Annotated in this window: 17 protein-coding genes; 10 read left to right on the plus strand and 7 right to left on the minus strand. The window is 64.6% G+C overall.

Translation table 11 applies throughout. The annotated features are described in order from the left end of the window. The first annotated feature begins 92 nt into the window (after positions 1 to 92). The 5 genes from mnmA to ACSBOX_RS06785 all read left to right on the plus strand — a co-directional run bounded on the left by mnmA (position 93) and on the right by ACSBOX_RS06785 (position 7,073). The gene (mnmA, locus tag ACSBOX_RS06765) at positions 93 to 1,232 is read left to right on the plus strand and encodes a tRNA 2-thiouridine(34) synthase MnmA (protein WP_442545359.1); all 1,140 of its coding nucleotides are present in this window, start codon (positions 93 to 95) and stop codon (positions 1,230 to 1,232) included. A gap of 266 nt (positions 1,233 to 1,498) precedes the next feature. Next, positions 1,499 to 3,127, plus strand: coding sequence for an ABC transporter substrate-binding protein (locus ACSBOX_RS06770; RefSeq protein WP_442545360.1), 1,629 nt, complete (start codon positions 1,499 to 1,501; stop codon positions 3,125 to 3,127). Positions 3,128 to 3,242: 115 nt separating this feature from the next. Beyond that, positions 3,243 to 4,331: an ABC transporter permease gene (locus ACSBOX_RS06775; RefSeq protein WP_078108371.1), complete on the plus strand. Its 1,089-nt coding sequence runs from the start codon at positions 3,243 to 3,245 to the stop codon at positions 4,329 to 4,331. A 1-nt stretch (position 4,332) separates the two neighbouring features. Then, on the plus strand, positions 4,333 to 5,367 hold the full coding sequence (locus ACSBOX_RS06780; protein ID WP_442545362.1) for an ABC transporter permease: 1,035 nt from the start codon (positions 4,333 to 4,335) through the stop codon (positions 5,365 to 5,367). Then, on the plus strand, positions 5,364 to 7,073 hold the full coding sequence (locus ACSBOX_RS06785; protein WP_442545363.1) for an ABC transporter ATP-binding protein: 1,710 nt from the start codon (positions 5,364 to 5,366) through the stop codon (positions 7,071 to 7,073). The genes ACSBOX_RS06780 and ACSBOX_RS06785 overlap by 4 nt, the downstream gene beginning before the upstream one ends. An 81-nt stretch (positions 7,074 to 7,154) precedes the next feature. On the opposite strand, the gene ACSBOX_RS06790 is transcribed toward ACSBOX_RS06785, so the two are convergent. Next, positions 7,155 to 7,814 (minus strand): NADPH-dependent F420 reductase, encoded by a 660-nt coding sequence (locus ACSBOX_RS06790; protein WP_442545364.1) that lies wholly within the window; start codon positions 7,812 to 7,814, stop codon positions 7,155 to 7,157. Positions 7,815 to 7,892: 78 nt separating this feature from the next. On the opposite strand from ACSBOX_RS06790, the gene ACSBOX_RS06795 reads away from it, so the two are divergent. Together ACSBOX_RS06795 and ACSBOX_RS06800 are read left to right on the plus strand one after the other, a co-directional pair. Continuing rightward, positions 7,893 to 8,279, plus strand: a complete 387-nt coding sequence (locus ACSBOX_RS06795; protein WP_059387536.1) for a chorismate mutase — start codon at positions 7,893 to 7,895, stop codon at positions 8,277 to 8,279. A gap of 4 nt (positions 8,280 to 8,283) precedes the next feature. Beyond that, on the plus strand, positions 8,284 to 9,321 hold the full coding sequence (locus ACSBOX_RS06800; protein WP_442545365.1) for a hypothetical protein: 1,038 nt from the start codon (positions 8,284 to 8,286) through the stop codon (positions 9,319 to 9,321). Positions 9,322 to 9,339: 18 nt separating this feature from the next. On the opposite strand, the gene ACSBOX_RS06805 is transcribed toward ACSBOX_RS06800, so the two are convergent. From ACSBOX_RS06805 to ACSBOX_RS06830, 6 genes are read right to left on the minus strand one after another with little or no spacing between them, the layout of a single operon-like run. Beyond that, the gene (locus ACSBOX_RS06805) at positions 9,340 to 10,071 is read right to left on the minus strand and encodes a DUF4166 domain-containing protein (protein ID WP_442545366.1); all 732 of its coding nucleotides are present in this window, start codon (positions 10,069 to 10,071) and stop codon (positions 9,340 to 9,342) included. A gap of 54 nt (positions 10,072 to 10,125) precedes the next feature. Continuing rightward, positions 10,126 to 11,418, minus strand: a complete 1,293-nt coding sequence (locus ACSBOX_RS06810; protein ID WP_442545367.1) for a DUF58 domain-containing protein — start codon at positions 11,416 to 11,418, stop codon at positions 10,126 to 10,128. Positions 11,419 to 11,467: 49 nt separating this feature from the next. After that, entirely contained in the window at positions 11,468 to 12,511 is a 1,044-nt protein-coding gene (locus ACSBOX_RS06815; RefSeq protein WP_442545974.1) for an AAA family ATPase, read from the minus strand. Between the two features lie 11 nt (positions 12,512 to 12,522). Further along, on the minus strand, positions 12,523 to 13,692 hold the full coding sequence (locus tag ACSBOX_RS06820; RefSeq protein WP_442545368.1) for a DUF4350 domain-containing protein: 1,170 nt from the start codon (positions 13,690 to 13,692) through the stop codon (positions 12,523 to 12,525). Further along, positions 13,689 to 14,375 (minus strand): DUF4129 domain-containing protein, encoded by a 687-nt coding sequence (locus tag ACSBOX_RS06825; RefSeq protein ID WP_442545369.1) that lies wholly within the window; start codon positions 14,373 to 14,375, stop codon positions 13,689 to 13,691. Before ACSBOX_RS06825 ends, ACSBOX_RS06820 begins: the two co-directional genes overlap by 4 nt. Beyond that, entirely contained in the window at positions 14,372 to 15,619 is a 1,248-nt protein-coding gene (locus ACSBOX_RS06830; RefSeq protein ID WP_442545370.1) for a hypothetical protein, read from the minus strand. Before ACSBOX_RS06830 ends, ACSBOX_RS06825 begins: the two co-directional genes overlap by 4 nt. A gap of 176 nt (positions 15,620 to 15,795) precedes the next feature. Here ACSBOX_RS06830 and mtrA point away from each other — a divergent pair, with 176 nt between their 5' ends. From mtrA to ACSBOX_RS06845, 3 genes are all read left to right on the plus strand, one after another. Then, positions 15,796 to 16,470 (plus strand): MtrAB system response regulator MtrA, encoded by a 675-nt coding sequence (gene mtrA, locus ACSBOX_RS06835; RefSeq protein ID WP_442545371.1) that lies wholly within the window; start codon positions 15,796 to 15,798, stop codon positions 16,468 to 16,470. After that, on the plus strand, positions 16,442 to 18,421 hold the full coding sequence (gene mtrB / locus ACSBOX_RS06840; RefSeq protein WP_442545372.1) for an MtrAB system histidine kinase MtrB: 1,980 nt from the start codon (positions 16,442 to 16,444) through the stop codon (positions 18,419 to 18,421). Before mtrA ends, mtrB begins: the two co-directional genes overlap by 29 nt. 71 nt (positions 18,422 to 18,492) lie before the next feature. Beyond that, positions 18,493 to 20,154, plus strand: coding sequence for an LpqB family beta-propeller domain-containing protein (locus ACSBOX_RS06845; protein ID WP_442545975.1), 1,662 nt, complete (start codon positions 18,493 to 18,495; stop codon positions 20,152 to 20,154). Positions 20,155 to 20,160 lie beyond the last annotated feature (6 nt).

Below are 20,160 nucleotides of genomic sequence, written 5' to 3' on the forward strand. Positions count from 1 at the left end.
TTTGGGGCGGATTCCTGCGGGCGCTAGAATAGTTGGGCGCGCTTGGTCTCTTCCGCGCAAACTTCCCCCCCCAACATCAACAGAAAGCCAGCATGCGAGTTCTTGCAGCCATGAGCGGCGGAGTCGACTCCGCCGTTGCCGCCGCCCGCGCCGTCGAGGCGGGACACGACGTCGTTGGCGTCCACTTGGCGCTGTCCCGCATGCCCGGAACGCTGCGCACCGGCAGCCGCGGCTGCTGCACCATCGAAGACTCCCGCGATGCCTGGCGCGCGTGCGACGTCCTGGGGATTCCGTACTATGTCTGGGACTTCTCGGAACGCTTCAAGGAAGACGTCGTCCAGGACTTCATCGATGAATACGCTGCCGGCCGCACTCCCAATCCCTGCATGCGCTGCAACGAGCGGATCAAGTTCGCCGCCCTGTTGGAGAAGGCCGTCGCCCTGGGATTCGACGCGGTCTGTACCGGCCACTACGCCAAGGTCATCCAGGACGCGGACGGCAATCCCGAACTCCACCGTGCGGCCGATTGGGCCAAGGATCAAAGCTATGTCCTCGGCGTCCTGACCCATGAGCAGCTCAAGCACTCCATGTTCCCGCTGGCGGAGACGCCCTCCAAGGCCGAGGTCCGCGCCGAGGCTGAGCGCCGCGGCCTGTCCGTGGCGAACAAGCCGGACAGCCATGACATCTGCTTCATCCCGGACGGCGATACCGCCGGCTGGCTCGCCGAGAAGATCGACATGACCACGGGCGACATCGTGGACGAGGCCGGAACCAAGGTGGGGGAACACCCCGGGGCCAACGCCTTCACCGTAGGCCAGCGCCGCGGCCTCAAGCTCGGCACCCCTGCCGCCGACGGCAAGCCGCGCTTCGTGCTGGAAATCCGGCCCAAGGAAAACAAGGTGATCGTCGGGCCCGAAGCCCTTCTGGCGATCGACGAAATCCGCGGAATCAAGGTGTCCTGGGCAGGCCTGCCCATCGCTGAGGTTTCCACGGGCGCCGAGTTCGACTGCCACGCCCAGGTCCGCGCCCACGGTGATCCCGTTCCTGCCAAGGCTTCGGTCGTCCGCCACGCCGACGACGCCGGCGTCGAGCGCGAAGGCCTCGTGGTGACTCTTGTCGAGCCCCTGCGCGGGGTCGCGCCCGGGCAGACCATCGTGCTGTACCAAGGCACCCGTGTTCTCGGCCAGGCAACCATCGACGCCGCCCGGTCCTTGCAGCGCGCGGAACTCTAGGACCGCGAATTTCCGTACACCTCCCCGTGGGAAGTGTGCGGCAACATTGTTAGCGCTAACAAAATCCTCTCTCCGATGCCAGAAGGGTCGTGGTGTGGTCCGCGTAGCCGACTTCGAGCCAAAAGAAAAGTAAATTTTGTGTCTCAACTCACAAAATCAAACGTTTCACCAATAATGCTTCTGATTGAATCGTGGAGTCAGGAGCATGTGCTCCGAGAAAATTACCCACGGCGGTTCGCCGTATCCATCGAACAGAAAGTTCACTGATGGCATTGAACAAAAAAGCCTTGCGCAGCGTTATCGCGTTCGCGGGCATCTCCGTATTCGCTCTGACGGCCTGCACGGGCCCGGCGGGCGGCGGCGGTTCAGCATCTTCAGCTGCAAGCGGCCCGATCGCTTATGGCACCACCGACAAGGTGACCGCGCTCGACCCCGCAGGCTCGTATGACAACGGTTCCTTCATGGTGATGAACCAGGTCTATTCCTTCCTCCTCAACTCGAAGCCAGGAAGCGCCGACCCCGTTCCGGACCTGGCCGCGTCGGCGTCGTTCACGTCGCCCACCGAGTACACCGTCAAGATGAAGCCCGGACTGAAGTGGGCCAACGGCCACACGCTGGACTCCACCGACGTCAAGTTCTCCTTCGACCGGCAGCTCAAGATCAACGACCCCGCTGGTCCCGCAAGCCTGCTCGAAAACCTGGACAGCGTCAGCGCCCCTGACCCCAGCACTGTCGTTTTCAAGCTGAAGCTCGCCAACGACCAGACGTTCCCGCAGATCCTCAGCAGCCCGGCCGCGCCGATTGTGGACCACCAGGTCTTCCCGGCCGACAAGCTGCTTTCCGATGACGACATCATCAAGGCCAAGGCGTTCTATGGCCAGTACACGATCGACAGCTACAAGAAGAACGAGCTCATCAGCCTCAAGGCATACCCTGACTACCAGGGTGTACTGGGCAAGCCGGCCAATGACGCCGCCACGATCAAGTACTACGCTGAGCCGACCAACATGAAGCTGGACATCCAGCAGGGCAACATCGACGTTGCAAACCGAAGCCTCAGCGCCACCGACGTCGACGACCTCAAGAAGGACTCGAAGGTCAAGGTCAACGTTGGCCCCGGCGGCGAGATCCGCTACATCACGTTCAACTTCAACACCATGCCGTTCGGCGCCAAGGCACCCGGTGCCGACCCGGCCAAGGCACTTGCCGTGCGCCAGGCGATCGCCAACCTCGTTGACCGCCAGGCCATCGCGGACCAGGTCTACAAGGGCACCTACCTGCCGCTGTACTCCAACGTCCCGAGCGGCTTCCTGGGCGCCAACGAGTCGTTCAAGGATGCTTACGGCGATAACGGAAAGCCGAGCTTGGACAAAGCCAAGAAGGTCCTCTCCGATGCCGGCGTCAAGGACGTCGTCACCTTGAACCTCCAGTACAACCCGGACCACTACGGCAAGTCCTCGGGCGACGAGTACGCCATGATCAAGGACCAGCTGGAGAAGTCGGGCCTCTTCAAGGTCAACCTGCAGTCCACCGAATGGGTGACCTACAGCAAGGCCAGCCGTGCCGACGAGTACCCGCTGTTCCAGTTCGGCTGGTTCCCTGACTTCAGCGACCCGGACAACTACCTGACCCCGTTCTTCCCGAACGGTGGCTTCTTGAAGAACCACTTCAACGACCAGGCCGTGACCGACCTGATCAACAAGCAGCTGACCACCACGGACAAGTCGGCTCGCGAATCCACCATCAAGGATGCCCAGAACGCTCTGGCAAAGGACATTTCCACTTTGCCGCTGCTCCAGGGTGCCCAGGTTGCCATCTCGGCGAAGGGCGTGAACGGCGTCGACAAGACGCTTGACGCTTCCTTCAAGTTCCGATTGGGAACTATTTCAAAGTAAGCAGCCGGTAGGGGGAGGCGGGTGCCAACAGGTGCTTTGCCTCCCCTTATTGCTGATTGCCTCACATTTTGAGCAAAACCCCGCGCGATCCGCGGGCAATGAACTTTAGGTAGCAATGACAACACTTATAGAGGTGCCCGACGTCGAACCGGACGCGGTCGCTCCCAAGAGTAAATCAGCGGGCGGGGGTCTCGGCAGGTACATCGTGGTCAGGTTCTTCCTGATCATTCCCACGATCTTCATCCTCGTGACGCTGGTTTTCTTCCTCATGCGGGTCATCGGAGACCCCATCACCGCGGCGCAGGGCGGCCGGCTTCCCCCGGATGTCCTGGCACAGAGAATCCACGACGCCGGTTACGACCGGCCGATCATCATCCAGTACTTCGAATACCTTGGCCAGCTGGTCACAGGCAACTTCGGCACCACCATCACCGACCGGCGCCCCGTCGTCGAAATGCTGTCGACCTTCGGCGCGGCCACCCTTGAGCTGTCGATCAACGCGCTGATCGTGGCGCTCGCGGTCGGCATCCCGCTGGGCATGATCGCCGCCCAAAGGCGCGACAGGGCGACGGACGCCTTCCTGCGCTGCTTTGCCATCCTCTGCTACGCCACCCCGGTGTTCTTCTCCGGACTCCTGCTCAAGCTGACGTTCTCCGTTTGGCTCGGCTGGCTCCCGGTGGCCGGGCGTGTGTCCACCCGTACAGAGCTGGCCATGGGCCAATTGGCCGCCCCCACCGGCATCTATTGGCTCGACGCCCTCCGCAGCGGCAATTTCAACGCACTCGGCGACGTCGTGTCGCACGCAGTGCTTCCCGCCATTGCGCTCGGTCTCCTGACCGCCGGTGTCTTCCTGCGCCTCGTCCGGACCAACGTCATCGGCACGCTGGGCAAGGACTACGTCGAGGCCGGCCGTTCCCGTGGCGTCAGCGAGTTCCGGCTCGTGACCAAGCACGCCTACAAGCCGGCGTTGATCCCCATCATCACCGTCATGGGCCTGCAGATCGCACTGATGCTCGGCGGAGCCGTGCTCACCGAGACCACCTTCGAATGGAAGGGCCTTGGCTACCAGCTGGTCCAATACCTGAATGCGAGGGACTTCGTCGCGGTCCAGGGCATCGTGGTGCTGCTGGCCGTCATCGTCGCATTTACCAACTTCGTCGTGGACGTCGTCGCCGCGCTGATCGACCCGCGAGTGAGGTACTGACATGAGCACTGCAACAATTTCAGGACGGAAGAAGTCCTTCCTGTCCGGACTTCCCGTCATTTCCCACGTCAACAAGAGCGTTGGCCTCCAGAGGGGCATGCTCATCACAGGGCTGGTGCTGACCGGGCTCTTCCTTCTCTCGACCGTGCTTGCGCCGTTCATCGCACCGTACGGCTATTCCCAACTGAGTGACGCTTCCGGCTCGTTCCCCACCCAGGAGGCCCCCAGCAGCAAGCACCTGCTCGGCACAACGGTGGGCGGCTACGACGTTCTTTCCCGCGTCCTGTGGGGTTCACAGACCGCGGTGACCGTGATCGTCGTCGCCGTGGCGATGTCCATCTTCCTCGGCGTGGCACTGGGCCTGCTCAGCGGTTACTTCGGCGGCTGGCTGGACCGCGTGCTGGTAGTCATCGCCGATGCCATCTACGCCTTTCCTTCCCTGCTCCTGGCGATCGTCATGTCGATCGTCATCAGCCGTGGCCAGTCGAGCTTCTGGGGCGGCATCCTCGCCTGCGCCTTCTCGATCACCGTGGTGTTCGTCCCGCAGTATTTCCGCGTGATCCGGGCCGAGACCATCAGGCTCAAGGCCGAGCCGTTCGTGGAATCGGCCATGGTCCTGGGCGCTTCCAGCTTCCGGATCATCACCCGGCACATCTTCAAGAACGCCACCCGGACGCTTCCACTGATGTTCACCTTGAACGCCTCCGAAGCGATCCTGACCCTGGCCGGCCTCGGCTTCCTGGGCTTCGGCATCGAACCGTCCTCGGCCGCGGAGTGGGGCTTCGACCTCAACAAGGCCATGGCAGACGCCTCCTCCGGCATTTGGTGGACGGGCGTCTTCCCGGGTATCGCGATCGTCCTCACGGTGCTGGGGCTGACCCTGGTCGGCGAGAGCATCAACGATCTCAACGATCCCCGGCTACGCGGTCGCAAGCGTGCTGGAGGCAAGGCCTCCCGCTCGAAGGCCACGGCAGGTACCGACGGCAAGAACACAGGGGCCACCACCGCCCCTGAACCAGAAGCAGGTAAGGCATGACCACCAACATCGGCAACATTTCGGACCAGCCGCTGCAATCCGGCCAGCCGGTCCTGGACATCGAACGGCTCAAGGTCACCTTTGCCACGGACAGCGGAGACGTCTACGCGGTCAAGGACGTCAGCCTCGAGGTCAAAGCCGGCGAAGTCCTGGCGATCGTGGGGGAGTCGGGTTCCGGCAAGACTGTCACGGCCAAGACCATCCTCGGCCTGCTCCCGGAGACAGCCATCAGCTCCGGAGCCGTGCTGATCAACGGCAACAACGTCATCAGCGTCAGCGCGTCCAAACTGCGCAAGATCCGCGGCCGCGATGTGGCCATGGTCTTCCAGGAACCGTCAACGGCCCTGAACCCGGTGTTCACGGTCGGCTGGCAGATCGCCGAAGGCATCCGGGCCCACGCCTCGGACGGACACCGCATCTCGGCCAGGGAAGCCAAGAAGCGGGCCACCGAAGCCCTGCGCAAGGTGGGCATCCCTGATCCCGAAACCCGCGTCAACTACTATCCCCACCAGCTTTCCGGTGGCCAGAAGCAACGCGTGGTCATCGCGGCCGCGCTTGCCTTGAACCCGGGTTTGATCGTGGCGGACGAGCCGACGACGGCCCTGGACGTCACGGTCCAGGCCGAAATCCTTCAGTTGCTCCGGGACCTGCGCGACAAGTACGGCACCTCGATTGTCCTCATCACCCACAACATGGGTGTCGTGGCCGACCTGGCGGACCGCGTCGTGGTCATGTATCAAGGCGACGTCGTGGAAGAGGCTACTTCCAGGGTCCTCTTCGCGGAGCCCAAGCAGGACTACACCAAGAAGCTGCTGGCCGCCGTGCCGCACCTCGGCCGCAACTCGGCGTCCGAAGGGGCCACCGAGCGCCTGCACCAAGGCGGAAAGGTCCTGGTTGAGGCAAAGAACCTCACCATCGAGTATCCAGGCCGCCTCGGCAAGCCCGGATTCAAGGCCGTGGACAACGTCAGCTTCACGGTCTCCGAGAACGAGGTCTTCGGCCTGGTTGGCGAGTCCGGTTCGGGCAAGTCCACAATCGGCCGCGCCATCGCTGGCCTCAACAGGGCAACGGGCGGCAGCCTCAAGGTGCTCGGCTACGAAATGCTGGGCTTCAAGGAGCACACGTTCAAGCCGCTGCGCAAGGACATCGGCTTCGTCTTCCAGGACCCGGCCGCCTCGTTCAACCCGCACCTGACCATTGGTGAGTGCGTGGCGGAACCGCTGCTCATCCATACCCACCCGAGCCCGGCCCAAGCACGCCTGCGCGTGGCGCAGCTGCTCGAATCGGTGCAGCTGCCGGCGTCGTATGCTGAACGCTTCCCGCACGAGCTCTCCGGCGGGCAGCGCCAACGTGCTTCGCTGGCGCGTTCTCTCGCGCTCAACCCGCGCCTCTTGATCGCCGACGAGCCGACGTCGGCCCTCGACGTGTCCGTGCAGGCAAAGGTCCTGGAACTGTTCAAGGACATTCAGGAAGAGTTCGGATTTGCCGCGCTGTTCATCAGCCACGACCTCGCCGTCGTGGACATCCTCTCCCATTGGGTGGGCGTGTTGTTCAAGGGCGAGCTCGTGGAACAAGGGATCGGCAGCCAGATCATGGGCAATCCCCAGCACGACTACACCCGCAGGCTCATTGCCTCGCTGCCGGTGCCGGATCCTGACGAACAGGCCCGACGCCGCGAGGAGAACCGCGCACTGCTGGGCATCTAGCCCGCCATCGAAGCGGTCATACGCAAGAACGGACATGCCCGCCCTTCTCCACGAAGGGCGGGCATGTCCGTTCTGCTACGGCTATTCGGAGACGATGCTGATGTTGAAGAGTTTGTCCTTCGGCTGGCGCATGAAGATCCGGAGCCACAGCGGCATCCACATCTCAAGGCCGCGGGCGACGTCGAGCCCGCCCAGGTCGTGGATGTGTTCCGGAATCCAACCGAACTCCCGCAGGAGCCCGACGACGGTGGCTTTCGCGTCGTCGTCGTTCCCCGCCACGAAGACGTCATGGGCACCATCGGCCAGCCTGAGCGGATCAACCATCAGCGGAGCGGTCAAAGTGTTGAGGGTCTTGACCACACGGGCCTCGGGAAAGGAACGCTGGATGGTCTCGGCAATGCTGTCGGTATTGCAGACGGAGAGCGAGGGCGGGAACCCTGCGGAAAAGTCCAGCGGATTGGACACGTCCACCAGGACCTTGCCGGCCAGGTTCGCGGCCCCGGCCTCGCTCAACGCTGCGAGCGAGACCGTGCCCGGGGTTGCATTGACCACGATTTCCGCCATGGCTGCAGCCTGGGCGAAGGAACCGGAACTCGCTCCCGGCCCTGCCTGCGCCGCCCACTCCGTGCCCTTGGGATTTCCGGCCTCCCGGGAACCCATCATGACCTCGTGCCCGACCTCCACCAATTTGCTTGCCAGGGCATGCCCTACCATTCCGGTGCCAAGAACTGCGATTTTCATGCGTGCTCTCCTTATCATCGGGCCGGACATGCCCATTCTGCCCCTCAAGGCCCGGCCGGCACACCCTAGACTGGAGGAATGACCGAGCAGAACCACGCCCTCCCCGACGCCGACTCCTTCGATCCTTCCGCCAGCTCCCTTGCAGGCCGTGTGGACCAGGCCGTCATGGACGAGCTGCTCTCCATCCGCTCCAGCATCGACAACATCGACGCCACCCTTGTCTTCCTGCTCGCCGAACGCTTCAAGGCCACCCAGAAAGTGGGCGTCCTCAAGGCGACGCACAAGCTCCCTGCAGGGGACCCGGGGCGCGAGTCCGCCCAGATTGCCCGGCTGCGCCGCCTCGCCGAAGAAGCGCACCTCGATCCTGCCTTCGCCGAAAAATTCCTGAATTTCATCATCAGCGAGGTCATCCGGCACCACGAGGCCATCGCCGAGGGCCACCAGGCTTCCATCGCGCAGGCCTGACCGCGTGCCTGCCGAAACCGCGCAGAACCAGGTCACCGCCACGGCCTTGGGTCCTTGGCCCGGGACTGATCCTGCCGAAGCGGCACGGGTGATCCGTGGCGAGCTGGGCAGCCCGCACCTGCCGTTCCTTGCAGAGCTTCCGGACCGCGGTGTCGGCTCGGACGCCCTCGGCCGGACTGCATCGCTCCTGGTCGAGCTGGCCATCGATGTGCAGCCCCACGGCTGGCGCCTGGTCGACCGCCCGGGGAAAGACCTGCGGCGCGCCAAATCCGCCCTTGCCACGGACATCAACGTCCTCGCCGATGTTGCCGGCTCGGAAGAAACCTCCGCCGGGGAACTCAAGATTCAGTTGCGCGGCCCCATGAGCCTCGCGGCGGGCCTCTATTTGCACAACGGGGAACGCGCTCTTCTCGATTACGGTGCCAGGAGGGACATTGCCGAATCCTTGGCGGCCGGCGTCGCCGAGCACGTGTCGCGGATCCGCGATGCCGTGCCGGGCGCCGGGATAGTGGTCCAGCTCGACGAGCCGGACATCTCTTCCGTGTTGGCGGGCACCATTCGCACCGCGAGCGGCTACCGCACCCTGCGCGCCATCCCGCTCGAAGAGGCCACGGGCGCGTGGCGTTTGGTCATCGACGCGCTGCGGGCCGCGGGAGTCGCGGAGACAGTGGTTTCGGTTCCTGAGATCGAAGCACCCATCCAGCAGATCCTCGCCGCGGGGGCCGACGGCGTCGCCCTTCCGCTCAAGGCACTCACCACGCGCCAATGGGAACAGCTTGCCACTGCGGTCGAAGCGGGCAAATCCCTGTGGGCCGGCGCCCTCCCGGTAGAGAATCCGCGGGCAACCCTGCCACGCACCGCCGAACTCGTGGACAGTGTGTGGCGGCCTTGGCGCCAACTCGGCCTGCCGGCGTCGAGCCTGGGGGCCGTTCGTGTCACGTCGTCGGACGGGCTGGCCGGGTACTCGCCGTCAGGAGCCAAAGAGGTCCTGAGCCGCTTGACCCAGCTTGCCGACGGGCTGAACCAGCTCGCGCTCGGTTAGCCTTTCGTTCGGCTCCTGCTAGACCCGCCGTTCCCACCGGTCCGGCTCGGCGTAGCGGGGGAGCCCGACGGCGGCAGTGGCGGTCCATGCGGCCACGGCACCATCGGCCGCGGGTAGCGAGGGTGCCAAACGGTAATCGAAGGAGCCCGCGTAGACCAGGACCAGGCCCACATGCTGCTGGAGGACCTTTACCTGGATCCGATGCTTGCCTTCTGCCGCATCCCACCATTGCTCTGCGTAGGCTTTGGCATCAAGGGAAGCCGGGAGGACGAGCCTCAGGGGACCCAGGAACAAACGCGAGGCGCCCGAGACGCCGCGAAGCCTCCCCTCCGGCGTGACATCCAGGTCCAGAGCCGTGGCGAGCCGGCGATACCGGCCCACATAGTCGACCAGGCGGGTGCCGTCGCTGCTGGTCTCCGCAACGGTGGTGTCATGGAACAAGCGGGTGTGCCCTGGGAAGAAGATTTCGCGCCGGGCAGTGAGGCTGGACCGTCCGAACGGATCAAAGTGCGCATGATTTTCGATGCGGAACGGGATGCGCTCCCCGTATTCGGGGAAAAAGGCCTCTTCCCCTGCGACCGTGGCAAGGAGGGGCCGGAGCCACTTCTGGCGGCAACCGACGACGTCGAAGACGCCCTCGCCGATTCCGTAGGATCCGGAGCCCGGCGCGAGGGAGAAATAGTCCTGGAGCTCGGGCTGCAATTGCCGGAACTTGGCGCCCAGCGCCAGCTCGTAGATGGGTGTGCTCATGTGCTTTCCTCGGATTCCGGGTAATTGATTTTGTGGACTCGGCACCTGGCCGGGCTACAAGCGGCCCGCGGCCTTCAGCCGAATGTACGCATCCGCCAGGAGCGGCGGCAATTCCACGGGCTCGGCGTCGACGACCTCCGCGCCAAGCTGGCGCAATTGGGCACTCACCGCCTCTCGGTCCAGCAGGGCACGTTCGGCGGCAGAGGCACGGAAGACCTGGCTCGCCGTCGTGCGTTCCTCCTTCATCCGTCCGAGCAAGGGGTCCCGGACCGATCCAATCAGCACCACGTGCTGCCGCACCAGTTGCGCTACCAAGGGGATGAGGCCTTCTTCTGGAGCGCCGCTGTCGAGAGAGGTCAACAGGACCACGAGGGAACGGTGCGCCGAAATGGCCCGAATTTCGGCCGGGATCCGGGCCCAGTCCATCTCGATCAGTTCCGCCTCGAGCGGAGCCATCGCCTGGACCAGGGAGCCGAGGAGACTGCCTTTCGCCGCCGAATCGACGCGCCCGCGGACGCGCCTGTCGAAGGCGAAGAAGTCCACGCGGTCCCCGCCCCGCTCAGCCAGCACTGCCAGCAAGAGCGCCGCTTCCATCCCTGTGTCCAGTCGTGGCTCGTCGTCGATCCGGGCTGCCGCCGTGCGCGAGGTGTCGAGCATAATCACGATGCGGCGGTCCCGTTCCGGCCGCCAAGTCCGGACGACGACGGCGGTGCGCCGGGCGGTGGCCCGCCAGTCGATGGAGCGCACATCGTCACCGCGGACGTAGTCGCGGAGGGAATCGAACTCCGTGCCGGCTCCGCGGATCTGCACGGCCGCCTTGCCGTCGAGCTCCCGCAGTTTCCGCAGCTTGGACGGCAAATGCCGCTTGGAATGGAATGGCGGCAGGACGCGCAGACCGCCGGGGAGGGCCACGGTACGTTGCCTGGCGGCCAAGCCAAGCGGGCCGAAGGAACGCAGCGTAACGTGCGGTGCGGTCAGCTCGCCGCGCCGCGTGGGCCTCAGGCGTACCGTCACTCGCCGCCGCTCACCAGCCGGGATATCGGCGCGCTGAACCGCGGCGACGGTCCCGGCGGACGGCTGCCAGGCGTCCCGTACCAGCCCGCGGAAGGTCCGCTGGTTGCCGTTCTCCAGCGTCAGAACGGACTCCGTTTCCGAATGCAGGGTGACATTCCCCGGGTCCTTGCGCTGGAGGACGATTTTCGCGGGCGATGCGGCCAGCACGACGTCGCACAACAACAGCGCGAGCAAGACGGCGGTGGTCAGAAGGACCGTACTCCAGGCGGGAAACAGTACCAAGGGGGCCAACGCGGCGAAAACCAGCAGCACGAAGCGGCCTGTGATCGCCATTCAATACCCCTGGATGGTCATGGCTCGGACAGTCATGAGGCGCGGCCTCTCAACGCGGCACGGGAACAGAAGCCAGGATGCTGCCGAGGACATCGTCTATGTTTACACCATCCATTTGGGCCTCGGGACGAAGCCCGACACGGTGCCTCAAACATGGGAGGGAGAGTGCTTTGACGTCGTCGGGGGTGACGAAGTTGCGTCCGGACAACCACGCCCAGGCACGCGAGGTGTTCAGCAACGCCGTGGCGCCACGCGGGGAGACACCCAGCTGGAACGACGGCGCCGCCCGCGTCGCCCGCACGACGTCCACGATATAGCCGAGGATCTCGGGGGCAACTGTCACTCCGGCCACCGCGTCGCGGGCATTTTGGAGTTCGGCGGCCCCCGCTACGGGCCGGACTCCCGCCGCGAGCAAATTGCGTGGATCAAAGCCTTCCGCATGCCTTCGGACCACTTCGATCTCTTCTGCACGTCCAGGCAACGGCATGGAGAGCTTGAGGAGGAAGCGGTCCAGCTGTGCCTCGGGCAGGGGGTACGTGCCCTCGTACTCCACCGGGTTCTGCGTCGCGGCCACAATGAAGGGCGACGGCAGCGGCCGGGAGAGTCCGTCCACCGATACCTGTCGCTCCTCCATGGCTTCCAGCAGCGAAGCCTGGGTCTTGGGAGGCGTTCGGTTGATTTCGTCCGCCAGCATGATGTTGGTGAACACCGGGCCTTCGCGGAAAGTGAATTCCGAGGTGTGCGAGTCGTAAACGAGCGAGCCCGTGACATCGCCGGGCATGAGGTCCGGCGTGAATTGGACGCGCTTCGTGTCCAGGCTCAGCGCCGTTGACAAAGCCCGCACCAGCAGGGTTTTGGCAACGCCCGGAACACCCTCAAGCAGTACGTGGCCCCCGCAGAGCAGCGCGATGAGCATGCCCGTTACCGTTGCGTCCTGCCCGACGACGGCCTTGCCTACCTCGTGACGGACGTCCAGCAAGGCTTTGCGGGCAGGATCGGACGGGGCAGGGGCCGGCGCTGGTTGCCCCTGCGACGCCGGGCCTCCCGAGTAGCCATGGTCGCCGTCGGTGAAGCTGTTCGCTTGATTGCTCATTGCTTGGTTACTCATGGGGCGGTTGCCTCCTGCTCGAGTTTTTCGATGCTTTGTGCCCAGTGGACCAGTTCCGATTCGGTGCGTGGCCTGTGGTCCAGCAGTACCACCCGCAGTTCCTGTGCCGGCCGGTTGACCTTCCCGGACACGGCATCGAGGACGGCGTGTGCGCCGGCCTCAGGACCGAGTCGGAAGTGCTTGGCGAGCCTGGTCAACGTGCCGGCCCGGAGATTATCGGCTGCCCGGCCCACGGCGCGGGAATCCTGGTACAGGCGCGCGCGGCCTTCCGCGGTCTCCACGGCCTTGACCACCACCGGCAGCGGCTCGAACACCAGCGGACCAAGCCGCCTGCCCCGCCACAGCACGGAGAGCACCGCGATCACCGCCAACCACAATCCCAGGAAGCCAACCCACGGTGGCGCCAAGTCGTTCAGCGTAGGCGGCCTGCCGTCATGCGGTACGTCTCCAAGTCCGGGCAGATACCAGACGAGATCCGGCGCAGGCCCGAGGGTTCGGAGTGCCAACGCGGCATTGCCTTCCACTTGGAGGAGATCATTGCTGAGCAGGGCTGTGCTGCCGAGTACCACCAGCCGCCCGTCCGCACTGGCCGCGTACATGCCGCCGTCCTTGCTGCTCGGCCGGTAGCAAATGGCTTCGGCGCCTGTGTAAAGGAACGCGCCCTTCGCGGAGACACTCCCTGCTGCCACTGGATCGGCCTGACCGCATCCCGCTTGCAACGTCGACGTACCGTCGGGCACCACCCCGGCGCTGTGGATCCCGCTGCCCAGCCCGGTGAGGGTTCGGAGGCCGGGGGCCACGACCACCACGCGCGCGGCCGCTTGCAGCAAGCTGCGCAACTGGCCGGAATCGAGATAGCCATTGCGGTCATACAGGAAGACGGTGGCGCCCGGGTCCTTCGATAGCAGCGAGGTGGTCGTGGCGAACGAATCGGATTCCGTGACCGTGACCCCGTGCCGCCGGAGGATTTCGGCGGCGGCCATCGCGCCATCCGGGGCCGGATTGCCGGCGGAGAGGGGCGCGCTGTCCGGGTTCGCGGGGGATTGCGTCACCGTGACAACGCCCAGTACCGCGACGATGGCACCGATGATGATCCAGGCCACGTGGCGGCGCGACCAGCCCCGCAACTGCGCCGGCCATCGGAGCCTCTGGGTGTCCGTGGTCATCGCGGCACTGCCAAACCGTTGGCGGGTTGGCCGGTGTAGTCAGGTTTCATGCCCGACAGTCCGGTGTCCAAGCCCTGCACTGCGGCGTGATCGGAAGCCGTGGCAGTTGCTTTCCCGTACTTCACGCCATCGAAAATGCGGGCCGCTTCCTCGAGCCGCGAACTGGCTTCCCAGAATGCGCGTCCCAATTGAGCAGCCGCCTCGTCCGCGGTCCGGCCAGCCTGGACATCAATGATTGCCCGGTCCTCCGCAGAGCGGACCACGGCTCGGAATTGTTCGACGACGGCTGTTTGCCAGTCCCCGCGGCTTGCCGCAACAGCTGCCCGAGCGCGGAATGCGTCGGCGTCAACTGTTGCCTCGCCGTCGAAGACTTCCGCCGACGTCTTCTTTCGGGCGTTGAGCCTTGGCCTGACAACTATCACGGCGACCACAATGAGGACCACGGCCAGGGCGGCGATCAACGGCACTCCGATATTCGGCCCGCTGATGGAGCCGCCGTTCAAGGAGCGGAGCCAGTCGATGAACTGGGTCCATAACTGATCGATCCAACTGGGTTTTGCCGCTGCGTACTGCGGTTTGGACAGTTCCTCAACCGCCCACCGTTGCGCTTCCGCGCGGTCGGGATCAACGGGAGGTTCGGACGTGGCGAAAAGAAGGGCGAAGGGCGCGGATGCCGGGTTCATCCTGTGGGGAAGCCCTGACCGGTGGTCGGCGGCCACGGCTGCGCACCGGCTTGACGTTGCCCGCGACGGCCGGGAACGCCGTCGGGATCTTCCCCGGTCTCCAGAAGCCGCAGGAGCTCCACGTCCAGTCCGTCGCGCCGCATCCTCAGGTCCATGTAGATCAGGGCCGCTACCGAGGTTTGGAAAGCGAAGCCGACTGCACTTATGAGGACCCCTACGACCTGCGAAACCACCAGCAGGACCACGGTTGTCGTGGTCACTTGCTGGGTGCTGGCATGGGGCGAAAAGACGGCCGTTAATCCGCCGGACGCCAAGCTCAGGGGAATCTGGATGACCGACCCGATGATACCCACCATGAAGGCCACCAGTAGCGTGATTCCAAGGATCCGCCACCAGCTGCTGGTTGTAAGGGCCCAGGAACGCCGAAGACCGGCGAAGACGCCAAGCTCTTCTACGGTCACCGCGGCCGGAGCCACCAGCACCTTGATGTAAATCCAGATGAACACGACCAAGGCACCGAATCCCAAAGGAAGGACCAGAAGCAGCCCGACGGGTCCCGTCGCGCTCAGGATGAGGACGGCAAGCACGGACACCGCCACGACGAACAGGAATGATCCGGCAAGCAGGAGGAAAGCAAGGCCAACGAGCGGCCAGATTCGTGAGCGGGCAAGGGACCACATTTGCTTGAACCCGGTCGGGCGGTTTAGCGCCGACCTGGCCACGGGGATTGCCATAACGCCCTGAAGGATTGAGGTGAGCACCATGGTGAGCAATGAAATGCCCATGATCCCGGCAGTAAAACCGAGGACCGGACCCAGGTAGTTCATCGCTTGGGCCTGCGAAGTGAAACCTCCTACGGGAGGCTGGCCCATTCCGAGCATGCCCAGGGTGGCGACCCCGCTCAATACCCCGATGATGGCTTGGACAATAAGGGCGGACCCGAACATGGTCTTCGCGTTCCGGCGGATGGTCTGGAAGGCGCCGTCCATGATCTCACCGAAGAAGAGAGGGCGGAGGGGCACGATTCCAGGTTTCGGGGGAGCCACGTAGCGTGGCTGGCCATAGGGAGGCGGACCGCCGGCCGGCCAACGCGGATCGGCCGGAGCGCCCCACGCTTGCCCCGGATACTGCGGCGCGCCCCACTGCGGCTGTGCGCCCCACTGCGGCTGTGCGCCGGGCGGGGGAGCGCCCCACGGCGGTTGGGGTCCCTGGTCAGGCCGGTATCCCGGGTCTGGCTGTGACACGTTTTCCTCCCCAAAAGATGCGTCCGCAGCAGTGCACCGACCCCGGAAGGGGCCGTTCGCACCAGCCTATAGTTCCGCCGTCGCGCCTCATAGCCCATTCGCTTGCGGGCTGCAGTGCGCCATGCCGTGATCGGGCTCAACGGGACAAAGGCTTGGTGATAAGGGAATATATAACTATGAAGGCACGCATCCTGGTAGTAGACGACGACGAAGCGCTGGCCGAAATGATCGGCATCGTGCTGCGGAACGACGGCTTCGACCCGGTTTTTTGCGCGGACGGCGGGCAAGCGCTGGAGGTCTTCCGTTCCTCAAAGCCAGATCTGGTACTGCTTGACCTGATGCTGCCGGGATCGGATGGCATCGAAGTGTGCCGCCAGATCCGCGGGGAGTCGGACGTTCCCATCGTCATGCTCACCGCCAAATCGGATACCTCCGACGTCGTCCGCGGCCTTGAATCGGGTGCTGACGACTACGTGCCCAAGCCTTTCAAGCCGGCCGAGCTCGTCGCCCGGGTCCGCGCCCGGCTGCGCCCGGGAGACCAGAAGGCGCCCGAGACACTGCGGATCGCCGACGTCACCATCGACGTGGCGGGCCACTTGGTGACCCGCGGCGGAGAGCGGATTTCGCTGACGCCGCTGGAATTCGATCTGTTGGTCGCGCTGGCGCGCAAGCCCTGGCAGGTCTTCACCCGCGAACTGCTCCTTGAGCAGGTATGGGGCTACCGCCATGCCGCCGACACCCGGCTGGTCAATGTCCATGTCCAGCGCCTCCGGTCCAAGATCGAGCGTGACCCGGAAGCTCCCGAAGTTGTATTGACGGTTCGTGGTGTCGGATATAAAGCAGGCGTCTGAGTCTTCCACCGGCGAGCCCGGCACTGACCACGAGGCCCCGGAGGCCAAGGTCAAACATCCCGTTCCAGGACATCCTGTGCCGGAACACACGGACGCGCGCGCATTGAATCTCGCCTGGATCCTCGAGCGCGCCCGCATATGGACGCGCCGCGCCCTCATCCTGGCACTGCGTGTCTCCCGCCTCGTGGTGACCGGACTTCGCCACATCCGGCCGGGAATCCGGTACTTGTGGCGCGCCCTGCTGCGCCGTTGGCGCCGTTCCCTCGAATTCAGGACCGTCGCGGTGACGATCGTGCTGTCGATGGTGTCTTTTGCGGTAGTCGGCGCGTACCTCTCAAACCAAATCGCGAACAACCTGTTCCAGGAGCGTTTGAAGCAAGCGGAATCCGAGAGCCGCTACTACGTCAAGCAAGTCCAGGACACCTTCGACGGTTCACAGGCCAACGACCAGTCAAGCGTCATCACCCTCGTCTACGACACGCTCAAAGCAGTGGAGGGCAACGGCTCGGTCATTCAGCGGCGTTACGTCTTCGAAGCGATGCCCGAACAAACCAAGCCGCGCAACCGGTGGGTGGAATCGCGGGCCTCGGATCAATTGACGGTGCGCGTCATTCCTCCCGCACTTCGCAAGTCCGTGCAGGAATCGGGCAAGGACCAGTACTGGGCATCCACTGAGTTCCCCGTCGGCAACCAGGACCACCCCGGCATCGCCGTCGGCAACAAGGTCACCTTCAACGGCACGGTCTACGAGCTCTATCTCCTGTATGACCTGGATACCGCCCAGCAAACCCTCGACGAAATCCAGAACGTGCTGTGGGCCGGCGGGGCCGCGCTCATCCTGATGATCGGCGGCATTGCCTGGTACGTGACCAGGAACGTCGTCAGTCCCGTGAGCCACGCCGCCGTCGTGTCCGAGAAGCTGGCCGCAGGCCAGTTGCAGGAGCGAATGGTGGTCAAAGGCGAAGACGAAGTCGCCAGGCTGGGCGCCTCCTTCAACCACATGGCCGCGAGCCTGCAGGAACAGATTACGCAGTTGGCCACGTTGTCCCAGATGCAGCAGCGGTTCGTCTCCGATGTGTCCCATGAACTGCGGACACCGCTCACCACCGTCCGGATGGCGGCGGAAGTGTTGTTCGATGCCCGGGACGACTTCGACCCCATCAACAAGCGCTCCGCGGAACTGCTCTACAACCAGGTGGAGCGTTTCCAGTCCCTGCTCTCGGACCTCCTGGAGATTTCGCGCTTCGATGCCGGAGCCGCGGTACTCGACGCCGAGCCAACCGACATCTTCCAGGTCGTCTCCCACGTCATCGACGGCGCATCGCCCGTCGCCGCTGAGTACGGCTCCGACGTGCGCCTTACCTCGCGCCACAAGCGCATCATCGTGGAGATGGACGCGCGCAGGATCGACCGCATCCTGCGGAACCTGCTACTCAACGCCGTCGAACACGGCGAGGGGAAGCCTGTCCACGTTTCCGTTGCCGCCAACCACGATGCCGTGGCAGTTTCTGTGCGTGACTTCGGCATCGGGATGACCCCGGCAGAAGCCGCGCGGGTCTTCGACCGTTTCTGGCGCGCGGATCCCGCCCGCGCCCGGACCACAGGCGGCAGCGGACTGGGACTATCCATCGCCGCGGAGGACACCAAGCTCCACAATGGTTGGTTGCAGGTCTGGGGTCGCGAGGGTTCCGGTTCCAACTTCCGGCTGACGCTGCCTCTCAAAAAGGGTGGCACCATCGTGAAATCGCCTTTGCAGCTTGAACCCGCGGACATCCATTTGCCGGGCGCAGCTCCGGAGCGCCACATGCTCGTTTTGGAAGCCGGCGATCCGCCCCCTGAGCGGGGTTCCGCTGTGGATACCGGCCCGGCGGACGATCCGTCAGTGCCGCCCGAACTGCCTGCGGCGCCCGACAACGACGCCGACAATGACCAAGGGGGGACCGCACCGTGACTTTCCGACGCACCCGCCTGTCCGGGCGCCCGTACCTGCTCAGGGCCGTGATTGCCGTACTGGCTGTCCTCATGGTGGTCCTCAGTTCCTGCGCGCAGATTCCGCGGTCCGGGCCGGTGGGAAAAAGCAAGGACGAAAGCGCGGGCAACCCGAACGCCCCCGTGTTCTTCCCGCCGCCGCCGCACCCCGGAGCCACCCCGGAGTCCATCATTGAAGACTTCTACGGTGCTGGCAGCGGTTACGAAGGCGACTACGCGGTGGCCAGGCAATACCTCACGCAGGCGCTGTCCGTCAGCTGGAAATCCGACAAGCGCACGCTCGTTTTCCGCAAGGCGACCGTCGTCAAGACCGGGGTGGAGAACGAGTTCAAGTACCAGCTGGACCTCGCCTACTCGGTCGACGCCGACGGCGTTGCGACCCAGTTCCCGGAAGGAACCACCGAAACAATTCCGGTGACCCTGGAACAGGTCGACGGCGAGTGGCGGATCTCCGCGGTCCCGGACGGCACCGCGATCCCCGAAGAGACCTTCAAAGTCATCTATGCGGCGCAACCCATCTATTTCTACGACCCGACGTTTGCGTATGCGGTTCCGGACGTCCGGTGGTTCATCAAGAAGAACACCGTCAAGGCGATGACCAGCGCCTTGCTCGACGGTCCTGCGCCCTACCTCCAAGGTGCGGTCGTCAGTGCTTTTCCTTCCGGCATGAAGCTGGCGAGGGAGTCGGTGCCTGTGGTCTCGGGAGCAGCGCAAGTGGACCTTTCCGCGAAGGAACTTGTGGATGCCTCCGCCGAGGACCGGCAGCGCATGCAAAACCAATTGACCCTGACGTTCCGCAGCCAGCCTGACGTGGTGAACGTCCAGCTGCGGGCAGACCAGGACCTTGTCCGGGTGGAGGACAACGGCTCGGTCCTGCCGCCGGTGCTGGAAAAGAACGCTCCCGCGCGCCAAATCGCCATCAGCAACAACGAACTGGTGCGTTACGAGAACAACAGGGTCTCCGCCCTTCCGGACATGCAGCCGGTGGCCGGACTGAACCCGAGCGCTCCCGCCGAGTCTCCGACATCACAGGCCGTGGCCTTCCTCAACGGGGCCGGCACGGTTCTCTATTCGATGATTCCGGGCCAACCCGCCCGGCAATTGACAACCAGGACCACCCTGAGCCATCCCTCATTCAGCCCGCAGGACTGGGTCTGGACGGCAGGTCCCGGGGGCAACGGTGCCACTGAGGTGGTGGCGTTCAAACCGTCCAACGTTCCGCAAGGCCAGCCCGTCCCCACGGTGACGATGACGCCGCCATGGCTGGCAGGGCGCGTGGTGAGGGACTTCCGGATATCCCGCGAAGGGACCCGCGCACTCGTCATCTCCGAGATGAACGGCAAGTCGTCGGTGCAGGTGACCGGTATTCTCCGCAATCCCGACGGCACCCCCAAGGATCTGACGGCACCCACAACCTTGTTCTCCTCCACCCCTGTTGATCAAGGGGTCTGGGTCAATTCCACGACGGTCGCGGTGATGAAAGCCTCGTCAACCGACAACGTGGTTCCCGAACTGTTGTCCTTGACGTCGGGCCAGCCGCAGCTGTTGCCTGCATGGCCGAACCTGACGACCATCAGCGCGGGCAACGGACCTGAGCAGATTTTCGGACAGTCCGGGGCCGGCGTGTTCCAACGAGTGGGCAACGGCTGGGAACTGCAACTCAAAGGCCCGATAGACCCCTCCTTCCCGGGCTAGACGCCG

The sequence above is a fragment of the Arthrobacter sp. KN11-1C genome, from assembly GCF_052180225.1.
GTDB lineage: Bacteria > Actinomycetota > Actinomycetes > Actinomycetales > Micrococcaceae > Arthrobacter.